Annotated in this window: 12 protein-coding genes; all 12 read right to left on the bottom strand. The window is 52.9% G+C overall.

The window, feature by feature from the left end; all coding sequences use genetic code 11:
- Positions 1-22 precede the first annotated feature (22 nt).
- The 12 genes from recD to rppH all read right to left on the bottom strand — a co-directional run bounded on the left by recD (position 23) and on the right by rppH (position 18,367).
- Positions 23-1,849: an exodeoxyribonuclease V subunit alpha gene (gene recD, locus A7Z06_RS13420; RefSeq protein ID WP_000775945.1), complete on the bottom strand. Its 1,827-nt coding sequence runs from the start codon at positions 1,847-1,849 to the stop codon at positions 23-25.
- The gene (gene recB / locus A7Z06_RS13415; RefSeq protein ID WP_105279457.1) at positions 1,849-5,391 is read right to left on the bottom strand and encodes an exodeoxyribonuclease V subunit beta; all 3,543 of its coding nucleotides are present in this window, start codon (positions 5,389-5,391) and stop codon (positions 1,849-1,851) included. Before recB ends, recD begins: the two co-directional genes overlap by 1 nt.
- Positions 5,384-8,272, bottom strand: a complete 2,889-nt coding sequence (ptrA, locus tag A7Z06_RS13410) for a pitrilysin (RefSeq protein WP_001138174.1) — start codon at positions 8,270-8,272, stop codon at positions 5,384-5,386. The genes recB and ptrA overlap by 8 nt, the downstream gene beginning before the upstream one ends.
- Positions 8,273-8,447: 175 nt before the next feature.
- Positions 8,448-11,816, bottom strand: a complete 3,369-nt coding sequence (gene recC, locus A7Z06_RS13405) for an exodeoxyribonuclease V subunit gamma (RefSeq protein ID WP_000946853.1) — start codon at positions 11,814-11,816, stop codon at positions 8,448-8,450.
- Between the two features lie 12 nt (positions 11,817-11,828).
- Entirely contained in the window at positions 11,829-12,152 is a 324-nt protein-coding gene (locus A7Z06_RS13400; protein ID WP_001276466.1) for a prepilin-type N-terminal cleavage/methylation domain-containing protein, read from the bottom strand.
- The gene (locus A7Z06_RS13395) at positions 12,137-12,544 is read right to left on the bottom strand and encodes a DUF2509 family protein (protein WP_001083702.1); all 408 of its coding nucleotides are present in this window, start codon (positions 12,542-12,544) and stop codon (positions 12,137-12,139) included. Before A7Z06_RS13395 ends, A7Z06_RS13400 begins: the two co-directional genes overlap by 16 nt.
- Positions 12,541-13,104, bottom strand: a complete 564-nt coding sequence (locus tag A7Z06_RS13390; protein WP_000111602.1) for a prepilin peptidase-dependent protein — start codon at positions 13,102-13,104, stop codon at positions 12,541-12,543. The genes A7Z06_RS13395 and A7Z06_RS13390 overlap by 4 nt, the downstream gene beginning before the upstream one ends.
- Positions 13,095-13,565, bottom strand: a complete 471-nt coding sequence (locus A7Z06_RS13385; protein ID WP_000857047.1) for a prepilin peptidase-dependent protein — start codon at positions 13,563-13,565, stop codon at positions 13,095-13,097. Before A7Z06_RS13385 ends, A7Z06_RS13390 begins: the two co-directional genes overlap by 10 nt.
- Before the next feature lie 185 nt (positions 13,566-13,750).
- On the bottom strand, positions 13,751-14,545 hold the full coding sequence (gene thyA / locus A7Z06_RS13380) for a thymidylate synthase (RefSeq protein ID WP_000816232.1): 795 nt from the start codon (positions 14,543-14,545) through the stop codon (positions 13,751-13,753).
- A 6-nt stretch (positions 14,546-14,551) separates the two neighbouring features.
- A complete protein-coding gene (gene lgt / locus A7Z06_RS13375; RefSeq protein ID WP_000204651.1) occupies positions 14,552-15,427 on the bottom strand; it encodes a prolipoprotein diacylglyceryl transferase in 876 nt (291 codons plus the stop codon).
- A gap of 150 nt (positions 15,428-15,577) precedes the next feature.
- Positions 15,578-17,824 carry a phosphoenolpyruvate--protein phosphotransferase gene (gene ptsP, locus A7Z06_RS13370; protein ID WP_000957932.1) on the bottom strand — a complete coding sequence of 749 codons (2,247 nt, stop codon included), beginning with the start codon at positions 17,822-17,824 and terminating at the stop codon, positions 15,578-15,580.
- 12 nt (positions 17,825-17,836) lie between these two features.
- Entirely contained in the window at positions 17,837-18,367 is a 531-nt protein-coding gene (gene rppH / locus A7Z06_RS13365) for an RNA pyrophosphohydrolase (RefSeq protein WP_000564488.1), read from the bottom strand.
- Positions 18,368-18,561: the final 194 nt, after the last annotated feature.

Raw genomic sequence — 18,561 nt, 5'->3', positions numbered from 1 at the left:
GCGTCGCATCAGGCATTCACGTTCACTCCCGCGCACCAAACAACGCTGCCAGCCCGCTACGTCGCTCGGTACGAGTGGCGATTGCCGCACTCAAAATACGCTCATCGGCATACAGAGACAAACGTCGACGCGCGCGGGTTACCGCAGTGTAAACCAGTTCTCGCGTTACTACCGGTGTACGCTGGCTCGGTAAAATCAACGCCGCATGGTCGAACTCCGATCCCTGCGATTTATGTACCGTCATCGCCCATGTGGTTTCGTGCTCTGGCAGGCGGCTCGGTTGTACTGACTTGATATTGCCGTCCGGCATCGCAAACCAGACGCGCGTCCCCTGCCCGCGATCCAGCGCAATACCGATATCGCCATTAAACAACCCAAGCGCGCTGTCATTACGGGCAATCATCACCGGTCGGCCTTCGTACCAACGAGAGTGCAGATGACGATGAATTTTGCGCTTCTGTTGCATAAACTGTTCAATTCGCTCATTCAGTCCAGCGACGCCAAACGGCCCTTCCCGCAGGGCGCACAAAAGCTGGTATTCATTGAACGCCTGAATGATTAAATCCGGCTCGGCACGTGCTTGTAGCAGATCCAGATAACGTCCGTAACCCACAAGAGCTTCTTCAAGCATCGCAATATAGTCTTCGCCGTTCTGCAAAAGCCGTTTTTCGATGTCAGTAAAATCCTGCTGAAAAACGGTTTTCACTGCCGTTTTATCACCACGGTTAATCGCCGCAGCTAACTGACCAATGCCAGAATCGCTGCCGAAACGGTAGCTTTTTTGCAGCAGGCAGAGACTGTCACGCAAAGATGCCGCTTCTGTGCCAGTTCCTGCCGGAACGTGAGTTCCCGTCAGGCGGCTTAGCTGCCCGGCACGCTCGGCGGTAAAGCCCGCGTTGGCATAGGCGCAGATATCGCCCAGCACAGCCCCAGCCTCAACCGAGGCCAGTTGATCACGATCGCCGAGAAAGATCACTCGCGCATGATCGGGCAAGGCGTCGATCAGTCTCGACATCATAGGCAGATCGATCATTGACGCTTCATCTACCACCAGCACATCAAGATGCAGCGGGTTACCGGCATGATGACGTAAACGCTGGCTACCTGGCTGCGCACCCAGCAATCGGTGCAAAGTGCTGGCATCTTCCGGAATGCGTTTCTTTTGTTCATCGGTCAGCGGTAACTGGCGCAAAGCCTTGCCAAGCGATTCGGTTAAGCGCGCAGCAGCTTTCCCCGTTGGCGCGGCCAGTCGGATACGGCAGCGTTCACCGTCGGCCATCTGAATTAACGCAGCCAACAACTTCGCCACGGTGGTCGTTTTACCGGTGCCAGGGCCGCCGGAAATCACCGAGATCCGCCGCGTCAGCGCCACCGCTGCCGCCACTTTTTGCCAGTTAATTTCATCGCTTACTGGAAAAAGTTTGTCCAGGGTTTGCGCCAGTAGAGCTTCATCCACCTCAATGGCATGATTCACTTCGTTGAAAAATCGCGCCACTGTGCGCTCATTACACCACATGCGATTCAGGTAAAGACGATCGCCACAGAGGATCATTGGCGTTGGTTCATCTCCCCGGCTGACCGCTTGTGAAGCCAGCAAGCACTCTTCCCAATTTTGTAGCTCACCGATTTCACTGACACAGGTCGCCAACAGCGGATGCGACGCCTCATTATTTTCCAGTCGTGAAAGCGGCAAACAGACGTGTCCCTCTCCGGCATCATGACTTAATAGTGCCGCCGCGAGGGTGACGGCAGGATGTTCATCACCCGCCACAGTCAGGGCAAATTGCACATCCAGCGGGCGTAGCTGTTTGTGCTCCACAGCTTCCAGTAATTGCTTTTGCAATTTCATTACGCCTCCTCCAGGGTCATACCGGCAAACATCTCATCCATCAGGTCAATCAACCCGGCGTTGGGTCGGGTTGCGTAAATCCCTTGTTGCGGATGTTCTTTATCAACGCCACGCAGGAACAGATAAATAACGCCACCAAAGTGACGCTCATAGTCGTAATCAGCAATGCGATGGCGCAGATAACGATGCAGCGCCAGGGTATAAAGCTGATATTGCAGATCATATCGGTGTGCCTGCATTGCCGCTGCCATAGCCTGTTGGGTGTAAGCCGAACTGTCTTCACCCAACCAGTTGGATTTATAGTCGAGCAGGTAATAACGCCCTTCGTGGCGGAACACCAGGTCGATAAAGCCTTTTAACATGCCGCGTACCTGCATGAACTCCAGCGGCGGGCAGCCAGCCGATAGCGGGTCAAACTGGCGAATTAGTGCATCAAGCTGGCTGGCGATGAGCGGTTCGCTAATCGGCAGGTAAAACTCCATCTCCACCTGTTTATCGCGGTCGGAAAGCTGACTCAGAGTGACGCCAGTTTCATTGAGCGGCGCCTGAAGAATAGCGGTGATCCACTCAGTCAACACCGGTTCCCACTGCGGTTCAAAGCCGCCAAGTTCCAGTTTTTCCCGCACCCAGTTCGGGTCAACCGGCTGGGTAAAATCGAGGTCTTCAAACAAACTGTGCAAGAACGTCCCCGGTGAGGCACCACGCGGGAACTGATGCGGTGTTAACGTCGGTTCTTCAACGACGCTGACCACGCCTGCGGCATCAACATCCAGCCGTGGCATCAGATCCTGAGCGATACCATGACCACGCTGCTGCAAACCTGAATAACTGGTGACGCGCCAGTTATCGCCGGGCAATCGTTGTAACGTCTTCGCATTCAGTTCAGCTGTAGAAACATCATTAACCTGCCACGGTTGATTATCACCCGTTTGCGCCGTTTGCCAGGCAATATCATCATCGCATAACGCTTCAATACAGGCGCGAAGCCCTGCCGCATCTTGCGGTTCCCCTTTTTGCAGTAAACGCCCGAGCGCACTTTGGTGGACGTCGGTGTCACCTTTTTTATCACCACGACGGCGCACCAGCGGCGCAACGCCGAGACTGCAATGCCAAACCGAACGCGTCAGCGCCACGTAAAGCAAACGCAGATCTTCCGCCAGACGTTCGGCCTCGGCGAGATCGACGCTTTCTGGCGCAGCGTTAAGATCCAGAACAGCCTCAAACGAGTGGCGATCGTGATAGAACGCCTGATCCTGGACGCGAAAATTGGTAATAAACGGCAACCAGACCAGCGGATACTCCAGCCCTTTTGATTTATGGATCGTGACAATCTGCACCAGATGTTTATCACTTTCGAGGCGCATTTGCTGGCTGGAGGCATTACTGTCGGGTTCGAGGATATGTTGCGATAACCAGCGTACCAGCGCATGTTCACTTTCCAGCTGCGTTCCGGCTTCTTGTAGCAGTTCGCTGATATGCAAGATATCGGTAAGACGCCGCTCGCCACCTGCCGTGGCCAGCAGGTTTTCTGCAATGTTACGCGCCGACATCAGCGCCCGCAGCATCGGCATAACGCCGCGTTTGCGCCAGATTTGTCGATATCCATCAAATTCTTCGACGACTGCATCCCACGCATTTTCGTCATCATTCAATGTTTCGATATCCAGGGCGTTCAACCCCATCATCGACGTTGCTAACGCACTGCGCAGAGTGTTCTCACGTTCAGGCGTCATTACAGCCTGCAACAGCCAAAGCATCTCCTGCGCTTCCAGTGTTTCAAAAACACTGTCGCGGTTCGAAAGGTAAACGGAAGGGATTTCCAGCAGCGTTAAGGCATCGCGCACCTGGGCGGCCTCCTGGCGGCTGCGTACCAGCACACTGATGTCCGAGGCGCGAACAGGACGCGCGGTGTCGCCATTCATCAGCAATGCTTCGCCCCGCTGCCCGGCCTGTAGCCAGTCGCGGATTTGCGCAGCACATACCTGCGCCATGGTACTTTGATAATCGCCAACACCGCAGCTTTCGCCTTCCATCAACCACATTTTCATCGCTGGCTGCGTTTCACCTTTAAATACAAAACGTAACGCCTGATTTTTCCCGGCTGATTTCACTGGAATAAACGGTATTTCGCGAAACATGAACGCGTCATCAGTCTGGCTGAAAAGCTTATTCACGCTGTTCACCATTCCTGGTGCGGAGCGCCAGTTGGTGTCTAAGGTGTAGTGGGCGTGAACTTCGCTACGCGCCTTCATATAAGTGAAGATATCCGCACCACGGAACGCATAAATGGCCTGTTTCGGATCACCAATCAGCAGCAATGCGGTTTCCGGCTGATGGTGCCAGATACGGCGAAAAATCCGGTACTGCTGGGGGTCGGTATCCTGAAATTCGTCGATCATTGCCACTGGAAAGCGCGTACGGATCGCCGTTGCCAGCGCCTCTCCGCTTTCGCTACGCAGCGCGGAATCGAGCCGACTTAGCATGTCATCAAAGCCCAGTTCGCCACGGCGGCGTTTTTCGCGCGCTACTGTTTCGCGGATCTCAGCCAATGCGCGGGTGATCACCACATCACGGATCGACAATGGTTCTGCAAGCAGTTGTTCGATCGCCTCAAACAGTGGATGTCGCGGGGTTTCCCCCCCGGCTTTCGTGCGATCTTCTAAGAAACGCTGAGAGAATTTTTCCAGCGACTCCGGCAACTGATAGCTGTTGGTCTCTTCTTCTGCCCAGGCGCTGATCTTGTCTATCCATTTAGCCTGATTGCTACGGTTAAACTTGCGGCGATCAATACCGGAAGATTCGATCAGCGCATCCAGTTCACCTACTGCGTCACGCCACTGCTGTTTTACGGCATCGATACGCGCCACAATTTGCGCATGGCGGGAAGCCAGAGTTTCATCATCGGGCGGCGGCGCTTTGATAACCGGCGCTTCCCCTTGCAGATAACGGTTAATATCTCGCAGTAACGCCTGCGGCCCTTTCCAGGTTTCAAAGACGACCTGGGCAATTTCACGCGGTAACGGGTAGCAATGGCGACGCCAGAAATCGGCGCAGGCCTGGTAGCGCAGTAGAGACTCGTCTTCAATCAGCTGCTGCTCAAACAACATGCCGGATTCAAAGGCATTCAGGTTGAGCATTCGCTGGCAAAAACCGTGGATGGTAAAGACTGCTGCTTCATCCATCTGTCGCTCAGCTAACAGCAACCACTGCGCGGCTTGCGCTTTATCGTCGATCTCTTCCAGCAGGCGTGCATACAGCGGATTGTCGGTGGTTTCACGCAGACAGGCGATGCGTAATTCATGAATATTGCTACGGATACGACCGCGCAATTCTGCAGTGGCAGCCTCGGTAAAGGTTACTACCAGCAGTTCTTCAACGGTCAATGGGCGGGGAAAGGCGGAGGAACCGCCTAGTCCAAGTAACAGGCGCAAATAGAGCGCCGCAATCGTAAAGGTTTTGCCTGTGCCGGCAGAGGCTTCAATCAGGCGCTCGCCCTGTAAGGGCAAGCGCAAAGGATCTAGTGTCTCGGCGACATCACTCATTCTTTTCACTCATCAGGGGCATTGTTTGCTGCAACGCGCTGACGTTCTCCCACACTTTCCAGCCTTCAGGATGCACATATTCGGCTTTCCCGTTCTGGCTGCCGGAAATCTGCGACAGGATAGCCATGCCTTGCGGCTCGACCACCGCCTGATGGAAGAAATCGGCCAGTTTTTGCGGCGTCAGCAGTTTTATCTGAGCCACGATTTTATCACGCGAATCGAAGCGCATATTGCCGCGATCGAAATCTTTACTTAACTTCGATGCTTCTTCGCCGAGCGTTTGTGGAGCTTGCAGCATCTGGGTAATGACCGCCTGCTGAATTTGCGCGAACTCTTCTGGCTTCATCGCCCGCAATTTTGCCTCTGCGGTTGGGAAAAAGGCTTTGTATCGCTCCCACAGGTATGAGGGCTGTTTATCATTGCTTTGCAGCAAGAAGCCCATGCCCCACTGGCGACCCACACTCATAGGAAACGCGAACACGGCATAGCCCAACTGTTCTTCGGTACGCAACTGATTGTAGAACCACGGCTGAACAATCTGCGCCAGCAGAGAACTGTAGGCTGAACTGGTGTATTCATCGTAGCCAGTCGGTACGAAAACCGCTGCCAGGGCAGAGTCGGTACTGTTACCGGCTTTTTCAAAGATGACGGACTGTTTTTTCTCAACCACGACATCTTTGTTACGACACCACTCTGAACCATCAGCGCCCAACTGTTTTTGCACATCGCGTGCCAGCGTTGTTGCCTGGGCTTCGGTCATGTTGCCGATAACCATAAACTCTGGTCGTGCCCCCGTTTTTAAGGCGTCGCGGTAAGCCAGCACCTCTTTCAGAGTGATGGAGGGCAAAATTTTACGTCGCTCATCTCGCGAGAAGTACGGCACCTGCGAGAGCATTTGCGCGGGCATAATCGCCTGCTCAAACGCTTTGCCCTTTTCTGCGGAATCCATCATCTGGGTATACCAGGATTTTGCCTGCTCAAGCTGATCTTTCGTAGCGGTATAGCTAAAGTACCCATCGAGCAGAGCCAGGAAAAGCTGCGGCAGACGCTGGGTGTAACCATTAGCATTAACCATAAGACCGTTGTTAGCGTTAGTAGAAAAACTAATGCCACCAACCGACGCCTGGTTGCTTAACTGATCAAGCGCCAGCCCTGCGAGATAATCATTGAGCGCAAACATTACCTGATTACGGGCGCTGTCCATGGCTTTCGGGTTACGCAAAATCAGGCTGACATCTGCTTTGGGTTCGCTGGTAAAATAGCGACTCGGCGCATACACCACACGCAGATTCGACTCATCAACAATCAGCTCTGGATGGTCGTATTTCTTCTCTGACTTAATCAGCGAGAAATCGTCAGGAATATAGGGGTTAAGCTCCGGCAAGGAGAGTGCAATGTCGGCGGCTTTTTTCTGCCAGTCAGCGAAGGTTTGTGCGCTGATTTTATCGACCTGATACGGCGCATCGACAAAGTAAGCCGTTTTATTGTGCGGCTCTTTCGGGCTGATATACCAGATACGCGCGTTCTGCGGCGTCATCATCGCCAGACGTTCTTTTACTGCTTTAGCATCGTACCGATCGGCAATATTGACTGCATCCAGCGTATGCTCAACGGGAACGCGAATCATGGTATCCGCCAGCCATTCGACGTAATCCATATCACGGGTGATTGACGGATAACGGAAGTCGATATCCAGCACATTCGCCAGCTCATCGAAATACTGTTTATCAATCCCTTTTTCGCGTAACAGATTGAGGTAGCTGAAAATGGCCGCCACAACCTGATCGCGATTCGCCAGACCTTTATCGGTTAAGGACGCAGAAATCGCTAATACGCCGCTGTTACCGTTGACGATAGGATCGGAGTTGGCGCTAATGCCCTCAACTAATCCCTGCTTTTGCAGCCAGTCAGAAAGTGTACCTGGGCTGCGATTACCAATCAGATAGGTAATCAACTCATCCGTTTTACTACGGAACTTCTCCGAGTTGTTATCGATGCGAAACTCGACGCGCAGCACTTTACGCGGCAGCGCCGGGACGTAATGAATGATAATGCCCTTTTGCGCGTCGGTGACTACCGGCACGGTGATTTCCGGTTTCTGGCTCTCTTTGTTAGGCACGCGACCGAAGGTGTCCGCCGCCATTTTTGCCAGTTCCGGCAATGGCTTGTTGCTGTAGATAACCGCCTTCATCAGATTGGCAGAGTAATATTTCTCATGGAAATCTTTCAGCGCCTGCTGCACAGGATTACCGGGTTTGTCGCTTAAGGTTTCCAGGTTACCGCCAGAAAACTTTGAACCTGGGTGCGCCGGGTTAATGGTTTCTGCGCTGACCTGCGCCATGCGCATCCCGTCACGCGTGCGCGCCATGGTTAATTCAGCGTTCACTGCATTACGTTCACGTTCGGCATATTTCTTGTCGAGCAAGGGTTCTGCAATAGCATCAGCCAGGCGATCTACCGCACCGGGCAAGGCATCGTTCTCAACTTCCAGATAGAAAGCGGTGCGATATGGTGCCGTGCTGGCATTGTGACTGCCGCCGTGCATTTTGAGATATTCAGCGAGGCTATCTGCTTGAGGGTACTTTTTCGAACCCATCAGACTCATATGTTCAAGGTAATGTGCCAGCCCCTGATACGCTTCAGGATCTTCCAGCGACCCAACGGGCACTACCAGCGCCGAAAGCGATTTAACCGCCTGCGGATCAGAAACCAGCAAGACCACCATACCGTTATCCAGACGTATAGCCTGATACTGGCGGTTATCTTTATCACTTTTACGGATGGTTTCCTGAATCGGCTGCCATCCCGTTTCTGCCTGACTTAAGGGTGCCCAAAGGGCAACAAACAACAGTAATGCTTTGAACCAGGTGCTGCGGGGCATTCACGAACCTCATTATCAACTTTATTTTTCAACCAGATTCAATAACTTAAAGAAAATCATCCGGCAGAATATAATCTTGTGCTGAACGAGTCAGCCTGTGTCTATATAACCATCAGTCCGTGACTGGTGCGCATCATAAAGTAAGCAGATGGATTGCGCAATTTTTATACAGAACTCATGATTGATTAAAACGAAATAGCGGTAACAAGAAACGTTGCGACTGATCAACGATGGCTTCCATTGTCTCTGGCGTTAATTGCCGCCAGAGCCGTTGATACCAGATATCATCACCTTCACCACGCACCATTATGTTGCCCTCGTAAGCCTGAAGGAATTTCGTTCGAGCTTTTTGCAACGTGGAATCGTCATCCAGCATGGCATCGTTTGCCGCGTCATAACAGGTTTTTAGCCATGCGCCGCCACTTTCAGGTAACACCAGCAACGGCGCGGACATTCCTTCACGATACCCCTCAATCAGTTGTGAGAGGTAATGTAAAGCCTGTTCGGCTGCAAGCGGCGGGAAACGCCACTCGCCGTCTTTGCGTAGAAAAAGGCGGCTTTCACCGTTACCACCACTGGCACAGTAGACAAGGTGTTCTAACCAAAGTTGCATTCCCTGTGCCACACTGAGCAAAGAGGGACGCCAGCGCAGCAGGCCATCCGGCTGAACCTGCGGCAACCACCCAGTAATCTGCACACCGTTGCACGCGAGATCGATTTCCATACTCTGCCCCGGCTGGCGACAGGCAATGACTCTGTCGGCAAGCTGCTGCATCTCCTGACACTGCGTTTCCCAGAAAATTTCACCAAAAGCACCGTACGGTAAATCCCCTGCCGCCCGGAAGCGGCGGAACAAACGTTCTGCATCATCCTGATCCACCAACGCATTTAATAACTGCTGATTGATTTGATAACGGCTAAGCCCTTCGAGAATAAATGGCTCGGTATCGGGAATTTCGCTGTCTTCGGTACGAAAATGCACCTGTAAACGCATCTGGAAAAACGCTCGCACCGGATGCGCCCAGAATCGTTGTAGCGTTTCCAGCGGCACGGTTTCTGGCAAGGTAAACGGTAAAGGCTGGACAAATTCAGAATGCGCCTTGCCTGCCTGGCTGGCTGCCGGTAGCCACTCACGCGCATAGCTTTGTAACTCGCCAGGCTGGTAGTTTTGCGGATCAAACGGCATCCGGGTATGGAGGCACGTAAGATGCTCTTTTACTCTTGCCTCGCTTTCATCACAGTTAAGCTCTTCATCACCCGGCAGATAATGACTTTGTCCGATGTAGTCGATCAGTTCCTGCACCAGCACCGACGGGAAACGTTCACTGTTATCCTGGATGGAACGCCCGATATAGCTGATATAGAGTTTTTGCTGCGCGGAAATTAACGCTTCCAGGAACAGATAGCGGTCGTCATCGCGACGGCTACGGTCGCCACGCTTCGGTTTCTGGCTCATTAAATCAAAGCCCAATGGTGCAAGCTGGCGTGGGTAAACGCCATCGTTCATCCCCAGCAGGCAAACCACTTTGAACGGGATTGAACGCATTGGCATCAGCGTACAAATGTTAACCGGACCCGCAAGAAAACGCTGGCTGATACGTTCTTGATCGAGGCGTTGTGCCAGTTCATCACGTAACAGTGACAGCGGCACCGCGTCGCCATACTGCGCACCTAAACCTTCGGCGATAATCGCCTGCCACTGCTGCTCAATAAGCGTCATCGCCGCTTCGGTTTCCGCATCCGGCAGGAAGAAGGCGTTGAGCATATCGCGACAAACCGGCAGCCACTCCTCAAGCGGACGCTCCTGCGCCAGGCCGCGACGCCAGATATTCAGTTGCATTAGCAGTGACGCCAGATGCCCTACCAGTTCTGCAATTAAGCCGCTCGATTCGTCATAAGGAAGAACCGATTGCCACTCGCCCTGGGCGCTCTCCATTGCATAGCCCAGCAACATGCGTGTCAGGCCAAATCGCCAGGTGTGTTGCCCGGTGGCGGGGAGTTCCAGCTCGCGAACGTTGTCGTCATCAATCCCCCAGCGAATGCCGGATTCATTAACCCACAGACGTAAATAACGCAGCCCTTCTTCGGTGATGTCAAACCGCGCCGCCAGCACCGGCACATCCAGCAGCGCCAGCACATCCTCTGACACAAAGCGACTGTCAGGTAGTGATAACAGGCTGATAAACGCTTCCAGCACCGGATGCGACTGACGCGCCCGACGGTCGGAAATGGCATAAGGCAGGTAACGATCCGCAGGTGCGCTACCAAATACAGCCTGAATAAACGGACTGTAGCTATCGATGTCGGCCACCATCACGATGATGTCGCGTGGAGTAAGTGTCGGATCTTCTTCCAGCATCGCCAGCAGGCGATCGTGCAAAACTTCCACTTCGCGCTGCGGGCTGTGGCATACGTGGAAGGTGACGCTGTTATCTTGTGGATCAAGCAGACGTTTTTTATCGCTACGGGAAAACTCTGCCAGATTCACGCCCGCAACGGCACGATTTTCCAGTTCGAGAATGTCGGACTGGATGTTATGCAACAGGCTGTCTGGCGTAACATCAACGAATGCGTCCAGCTCCTGACTGCTCTGGAGATCGGCAAGCAGATAGATGTAGTCGCGCCCCAGTTTGCCCCACGAGGCCAGTAGCGGGTTACCAACATCCTGTTCGCCGTCGCTGTTAAACAACTGTCCGGCGTTTTCGCTATCGCGGAATAGCGGCAATTCGCGATCTTCAAAACTGTGTCGCCGCTGGCGAGCCAGAAGCTTTGCCAGATAAGCCGGATCTTTAATATCACCCCAGTAATAACGGCAAGGGTTGGTAAACAGAAGATGGATTTCAATATGTTTACCCAGCGCCTGTAGCGCCTGTAGATAAACAGGCGGTAACGCGGAAATACCGCATATAAAGACACGCAAAGGTAACCCCGGCGGGCAGGTCGTCGCGGACTCCAGCGTTTCGATAAAGCGTTGATAGAGATTGGCACGGTGCCAGCGCGGTTGCCCCAGTTCATGGGTATATTCCACCAGCGCCTTCCACAAAGGAGCTTGCCAGGTCTGCGCTTCTCCCAGCCCTTCAACCAGGCGCCCCGCTTCCCACTGTGCCAGCCAGTCCGGGCGATAGACCAGATACTGGTCAAACAGATCCGCCGCTTTTGAGGAAAGCTGAAACAGCTTGCGCTTGTCGCTATCGTCAGTCAGGTAATGACGCAACAGGGTAAAATCTTCGCGATCCAGCAGTTGCGGCAGCAGAGTCATCAGTTTCCAGCTCATGCTCTGTTTGTTGAAGGCGCTCTCTTTGGGGATCTCCGGCAATACGCGGACGAACATATCCCAGATAAAGCTCGCCGGCAGCGGGAAATCAATGTTTGCCGCAATGCCGAACTTCTGCGACAGCGTCATTTGCAGCCACTGCGCCATACCGGTACTTTGCACCAGAATCATTTCTGGTTCGAAAGGATCGTCCAGCCGTTCGCGTTCGACGATAAACTCCATCAACGCTTCCAGCACGTCCAGACGATTGGAATGGTAGACCCTTAACATAGCGGCTCCTGACTACTGACGATTCGGGCAATGCAGGCGGGTCATCTCGCCTTCTCTGCCCTCGGGTGAAACTAACGTAACGCTGATGCTGACACATCCCGCCTGCGATGTCTGCATTCGGTTAACCTGCCAGTTGGCAGGTGGCGAAATCGCGCGCAGTTGCGTTTGCTGCCAGCCATGCCGCCAGAGTTGCAGATACTGGTTTCTGCTGGCAAAACTGTTTATTAATGTTCTCTGATACCCCGATAATGCAGTGACAATCATTACCATCAGCACCATCGCCAACATCACTTCCGGCAGGCTAAAGCCTTGTTGATTCTTCAGGGAAGCTGACATAACGCTCCCTCTTTCTGCGGGCAGAAATCACTCCAGCCGCGTGGCGAAAAAACAATGTTTCCATCGATGACTTCGCCTGTTCGCCACAACAAAACGCCTTCATAACCGGCAATCAGCAAGATTTCATTATCTGCCAGTAAACGCAGACAAACCCGGGCACCGGTTGCAGCGTACTGTGAGCACTGAACTGCGGGCTGCGTCTGCCAGGAGTGCATTCTGCCCCATTCCAGCGCCGACTGTACGATAGCCTGGCGACGCAATGACTGGCTTTCCATAGTCACCCGAGAGGCAAAACTGCGATCCTGTTGGCTCATTCCCTGTAGCAGCAAGCTGCCCAAAACCAGCAACATCAGAACCAGTGCCAGCGATGAAACTCCCCGTTCACTATTCACAGGTTGAATCCTGTTACGCTATAGCTGGCATCCACCACGGTTTGTGGTTCAGCCTTACTGGCGCCCCGCATATTAACCGTCAACACCGGCGAGAAACCGCTGACATCCTGACGCACGACCTGAAAAGTGTCGATAATGATGGCATCCGGATTAGTGACTTTATCCCAGCCCTTACCTTCACAAGATGTCGCACCACGTAGCGTTTCCAGCACATGCTCCTTCAGACGAAATCCAATCTGGTCGGACTCTTTTACCGGTTCGCTCTCCCAGATACCGTTACTGTTCGCATCCCACTGAACAATGATGCAGTCACCCTGCCCGACAATGACCAGCCCCTTGCCAGTGCAGCTACCATGACAATAACCCGCTCTCTGGAGATGCTTCGCGACTGTAAATATCCGCAGCCAGATTTCATCTTCCAGCGCCAGCTTACGGGCGCTCGTCAAACTTTCACGCTGTAATGCAGGCAGAAATCGTGCAGCCCCCAGCAACAGTACGCTACTGATCGCCATAGCAATCAAAACTTCCAGCAGAGAAAATCCTTGCTCTTTTACAGACATCCTTCTGTTTCTCCTTGCTGGCAAAGCCGGAGCCTTCCCCACGGCGAAACCACCAGCCACCACTCGCCCGTTGAGTTTTTGAAGCGAATATGCCCTGCCCATGCGGTATTGCGCATGCCAAATAAAGTGAGCGAAGGCGTCAGGTCGCTCATTTCTACGTCGGGCCAGCGTGGCACGAAGAGCAGCGGTGAACTGCCATGACAGGCATTCGCCCCTGCGGCAGAACTCACAAGACACCATAACTTCCCCTCCCTGATGACGCTGATACTGTGGTCGCGGTTATGCCAGTTGGCATCCTCACGTAAATAGAGCAAATAGTCCCGCGCCTGGCTGGCGGTTTGCCATAGCCGTTGCGACTGCTGCCAGTATTGCCAGCCATAAAGTCCACTTGCGCTTAGCATGACCAAAATCAGCATCGCAACCAGCGTTTCAATCAGCGTATAACCACGTTGTGTTTTCATGCCGGCAGTATGCGACGAGGAGAAAAAAAGACGAGGGTCAGTTTCTCATTCTTCGGCGCGTCTTCCGGACTATTTACGCTGTTGCAGGGCGTTGCAAAATTTCGGGAAGGCGTCTCGAAGAATTTAGCGAAGGATAAAAAAAACCGACGCACACTGGCGTCGGCTCTGGCAGGATGTTGCGTAATTTAGATAGCAACCGGCGCTTTAATGCCCGGATGCGGATCGTAGCCTTCAATCTCAAAGTCTTCGAAACGGTAGTCGAAGATGGATTCAGGTTTACGTTTGATAATCAGCTTCGGCAGCGGACGCGGTTCACGACTTAATTGCAAATGGGTTTGATCCATATGATTGCTGTACAGGTGCGTATCGCCACCGGTCCAGACAAAATCACCCACTTCCAGATCGCACTGCTGCGCCATCATATGCACCAGTAACGCGTAGCTGGCAATGTTAAACGGCAGGCCGAGGAAAACGTCACAGGAACGCTGATAAAGCTGGCAAGAGAGTTTGCCGTCTGCCACATAGAACTGGAAGAACGCATGGCACGGCGCCAGCGCCATTTTATCCAGTTCGCCTACGTTCCACGCCGAAACAATAATACGGCGGGAATCCGGATCGTTTTTCAGCTGGTTCAGTACCGTAGTGATCTGGTCAATATGACGACCATCTGGCGTTGGCCAGGCGCGCCACTGTTTACCATAAACCGGACCGAGATCGCCGTTTTCATCGGCCCACTCGTCCCAAATGGTGACATTGTTTTCGTGCAGGTAAGCAATGTTAGTGTCGCCCTGCAGGAACCACAGCAGTTCATGGATAATGGAACGCAGGTGGCAACGTTTGGTTGTCACTAACGGGAATCCATCCTGCAGGTTAAAACGCATCTGATGACCAAAAATGGAAAGCGTTCCGGTTCCGGTACGGTCGTTTTTCTGTGTGCCTTCGTCGAGCACTTTTTGCATCAGTTCTAAATACTGTTTCATGGTTCCTCAGGAAACGTGTTGCTGTGGGCTGCGACGATATGCCCAGACCATCATGAAAACACCCGCGACAATCATCGGGATGGAAAGAATTTGCCCCATGCTGATGTACTGCACCCATGCACCGGTGAACTGCGCATCGGGCTGGCGGAAAAACTCAACAATGATGCGAAACGCGCCATAGCCAATCAGGAACAAGCCTGAGACAGCCCCCATGGGGCGCGGTTTACGGATATACAGGTTGAGGATAATAAACAGCACCACACCTTCCAGCAGCATCTCGTAAAGTTGCGACGGGTGGCGCGGTAGTACGCCGTAGGTGTCGAAAATGGATTGCCACTGTGGGTTGTTTTGCAGCAACAGAATGTCTTCGGTACGGGAGCCAGGGAACAGCATGGCAAACGGGAAGTTCGGGTCAACGCGCCCCCATAATTCACCGTTAATAAAGTTGCCCAGACGCCCGGCTCCAAGGCCAAATGGAATGAGCGGTGCGATAAAATCAGAGACCTGGAAGAAGGAACGTTTGGTGCGGCGGGCGAAGATAATCATCACCACAATCACGCCAATCAGACCGCCGTGGAAGGACATGCCGCCGTCCCAGACACGGAACAGATACAGCGGATCGGCCATAAACTGCGGGAAGTTGTAGAACAGAACATAACCAATACGTCCGCCAAGGAAGACGCCGAGGAAGCCCGCATAGAGTAAGTTTTCAACTTCATTTTTGGTCCAGCCGCTGCCTGGACGGCTAGCCCGACGCCCAGCCAGCCACATTGCAAAAATGAAACCCACCAGATACATCAGGCCGTACCAGTGAAGCGCCACGGGTCCTATTGAGAAAATGACCGGATCAAATTCCGGAAAATGCAGATAGCTACTGGTCATCTGTCACCACAAGTTCTTGTTATTTCGCTGAAAGAGAACAGCGATTGAAATGCGCGCCGCAGGTTTCAGGCGCTCCAAAGGTGCGAATAATAGCACAAGGGAACCTGGCTGGTTGCCGGATACCGTTAAAAGATATGTATATGATCCGCGCTATAACCCCCCGCGAATCAGCCCGCCCATACCGCGACGCTCCATAAATGCCGCTACCTGATGACGAACTTCGGTCGCCAGTTGCGCTTCCAGACTGCGCTGCGCAAGATTTTCTGCTTCGGCAAAATCAATGCGCCGCAGCAGGTATTTTACGCGCGCGACAGAACGTCCGTTCATAGACAGATGGCGATACCCCAGCCCAATGAGGATTGCCACGCACATGGGATCGCCCGCCATTTCACCGCATAAACGCAGATCGATTCCCTGCGTTTCCGCCTCACGGGCGATCATCGCCAGAGCACGTAACATCCCAGGATGAAGACTGTCATAAATGTTCGCTACTCTGGTGTTGTTGCGATCAACGGCCAGGATGTATTGAGTCAGGTCGTTGGTGCCAACAGAGATAAAATCGATCCGGTTTGCCAGATGCGGCAGCATAAATACCATTGAAGGTACTTCCAGCATGATACCGATGCGTGGTTTGGGAATTGCGTAACCGATCATCTCCTCGACTTCACGTCCGGCACGTTCAATCAAGCGGCGTGCTTCGTCAACTTCATCCAGGCTTGTGACCATTGGCAACAGAATGTGCAGGTTGCCCGTTGCAGCATTGGCGCGCAACATCGCCCGCACCTGGATCAAAAAGATCTCCGGCTGATCGAGCGTAATGCGAATCCCACGCCACCCCAGGCATGGATTCTCTTCGCTGATCGGCATGTAGGGCAATTGTTTGTCAGCACCGACATCCAGCGTACGCAGGGTGACAGGTTTATCATTGAACATTTGCAGCATCCCCTGATACTGCGCCACCTGTTCTTCTTCCGACGGGAAACCACTTTGCAGCATGAAAGGGATTTCGGTGCGATAAAGACCGATACCATCAATGCGACTGCCCAGTTTTTCTTCATGTTCCGGGCTTAATCCCGCATTGAGCATAACTTTTATGCGCTCGCCGCTTTTTAACTGCGCAGGTAAATTGACGTCATCTTCTGCCAGACGGCTAAGCTCAATCTCTTCGCTAATCAGCCGCTGATATTCTTGCAGCAGTACCGGCTCCGGATCGACCAGCAATTCACCGCGATAACCATCAACAATCAGTGTGCGACGATGCAGCACCGAAGGCTGAATGTCCGCGCCCATCACGGTAGGGATCCCCAGCGCACGTACCATAATCGCAGCATGGGAGTTGGCTGCGCCATCGCGCACGACAACGCCGACTAAGCGATCCTGAGGCAGCTCTGCAAGGGTTGTCGCTGACAGTTCATCTGCCACCAGAATGAAACGTTCCGGCCAGGCGTTCGCCCCCTGGTTGGCATCATCAAGGTGAAACAACAATCGCTGACCCAGCGCACGTAAATCACCGGCTCGCTCTTTGAGATAGCTATCACTTAGCGCAGCAAACTGTTCGGCGAATTTTTCAATGACCGTTTTCACCGCCCACTCTGCAACTGAGCCTTTATCCACCTCGTCAAATAATTCGCGACGCAGACGCGTGTCAGAAAGCAGGTGTGAGTAAAGATCGAAAATAGCCGCTGTTTCTTTTTGTGCACCGGCAGCAAAGCGTTTGCTGTAGCGACGAAACTCGTTAGCCGCTTCTTCCAGCGCCCCGGTCAGTCGCTCGCGTTCCAGAGCCGGATCCAGCGTTGATGCCTGATATACCTGTTCCATTAAGGGTAACGTGGCATCCTGCCAGCCTTCAGCAATCGCCACGCCGGGCGCTGCCGGTAATGCGCGGATTCGCGTCTGGCGATATTGCCCAAACAAGGCAGTCAACTGCGACTGAGAAAGAATAGCTGCCATCTGGGTGGCAAGCGTCACCAGGAAAGATTCTTCACTTTCGTTGTACTGCCGCAACTCTCGTTGCTGTACCACCAGTACACCAAGTAACTGGCGACGTTGAATAATTGGCACGCCTAAAAACGCGCGGAAACGTTCTTCTTTTACGGAGGGGATATATTTGAAGCTGGGGTGTTTTTGCGCATCCGCAAGGTTTATCGGTTCCGCCAGCCTGCCAACCAGGCCGACGATCCCTTCATCAAACGCGAGCGTTACGGTGCGACCACGTGGCTTTTTTAATCCTCGGGTCGCCATCAGGTAGTAACAACGTCGGTCGTGATCGGCCAGGTAGACCGAACAGACCTCGGTATCCATCGCAAGACAGATGTCGGTAACCAGAATATTTAACGCCTCATTCAGGCGTGGTGCGCTGGCTACCTTTTCGACTATTTCGCGCAGGCGAGTGAGCATAATGGGCGTGACTTAACCTCTTTTACGTCGATAAGCAGATACGTTTTGTGGTTTAGGCGTATTTTCTTGCAGCGCCATCACAACACTTGCGAACTCTTTCATTACCCTACGGTAGACATCACGTTTAAATGACACCACCTGTCTGACCGGATACCAGTAACTTACCCATCGCCAGCCGTCAAACTCTGGTGTACTGCTGGTTTGCATATTGATTTCCGCATCGCCGCTCACCAGCTGCAAGAGAAACCATTTTTGTTTTTGGCCGATACAAACCGGCTTCGTGTCCCAACGCACCAAACGTTTCGGTAATTTGTAGCGCAACCAGTTACGCGTTGAAGCAAGGATTCGAACGTCTTTACGGCTTAATCCTACTTCTTCAAACAATTCACGGTACATCGCCTGTTCTGCGGATTCTCCGGGATTAATTCCGCCTTGCGGAAATTGCCAGGAGTGCTGACCAAATCGCCGGGCCCACATCACTTGCCCCTGACGATTACAAATCACGATACCTACGTTTGGGCGGTAGCCATCGTCATCAATCACCGGACTACCTCAAAATAAAGCTTTATATACGAATGATTGTTTCATACTCCAGGAAGACGGTAAACCACTCTCTGCAGGGCATTACACACTAATAACAATTGAATAACTCACAGTTAAGTGCAGAGTTATAAACAGAGGACGGGGTGGATAGCCGTTTTTATTCACCTTTTCTGTGGATAGAGTTGTGAAGAACT

It is taken from the genome of Escherichia sp. MOD1-EC6819, assembly GCF_002965765.1.
Classification (GTDB): domain Bacteria; phylum Pseudomonadota; class Gammaproteobacteria; order Enterobacterales; family Enterobacteriaceae; genus Escherichia; species Escherichia ruysiae.
Note: the sequence above shows the minus strand (reverse complement) of the source record. Positions and strands in the feature narration are given on the sequence as shown.